The organism is Megasphaera micronuciformis F0359 (assembly GCF_000165735.1).
GTDB lineage: Bacteria > Bacillota > Negativicutes > Veillonellales > Megasphaeraceae > Megasphaera > Megasphaera micronuciformis.
Map to the genome: position 1 here is coordinate 1 of NZ_GL538190.1, position 716 is coordinate 716.

At 43.7% G+C, this 716-nt stretch carries 1 protein-coding gene; it reads left to right on the forward strand.

The features are described 5' to 3' along the window. Positions 1-218: 218 nt before the first annotated feature. Positions 219-716 (forward strand): P27 family phage terminase small subunit (locus HMPREF9429_RS03100; RefSeq protein ID WP_006941547.1); only part of this gene is annotated, 498 nt, incomplete at its 3' end.

The window sequence follows — 716 nt, forward strand, 5'->3', positions numbered from 1 at the left end:
TGGCAAGCCATGAATCACGTGTGCCACAATCGTAAGACCGCTAGAGAAGACGGCGGCTTTGGCCACTGCTCTCGTAATTGAGAAAATGTAATTTTAAATGAGAATGAGAAAAGGCCCCCCGGTCAAAAAAGTTTTTACCTTAAAACGCCGGACCGTTTTGGCCTCTTCTTCTTAAAAAGTTCGTGAAATTCCCCTTACGGGATAACGGAGGTAATAGTATGCCAAGAGGAAGACCCGCGGTGCCTGTTGCTCTTCATCTCATGAAGGGGAACAAACGGCATCTTACTGCGGCTGAGATAGAAAAAAGGCAGCAGTCGGAAGTGAAATTGGGCGATAAAAAATTGGTCTGTCCGAGCTATGTTCGGGCGGATAAAGAGGCCCATAAAAAGTGGAAAGAGATAGTAAAATTATATAAAAATATCGATTTTGTAAGCTCGGCTGACGTGGGAATGATGGCCAGATACTGTGTTACTTTTTCGGAATATTTGGATTTATTGCATCATCGGGAAAAAATAAGAACGGTAGGGTTTACTCCCGATGAAGGACTGGCAGCCGTCGAGGCGCTGGCTGAAAAGTACGGAACAAGACGAGCGGAAAAAATGTTTGAAAAGATAGAATACGTCCTGTCTGTATCGGGGCTGTTAAATCTGGACAAGGCCATTAACGCTAAAATGAATTCACTCGTTCAAATGGAAGACCGAATGTTTTTAAATCCT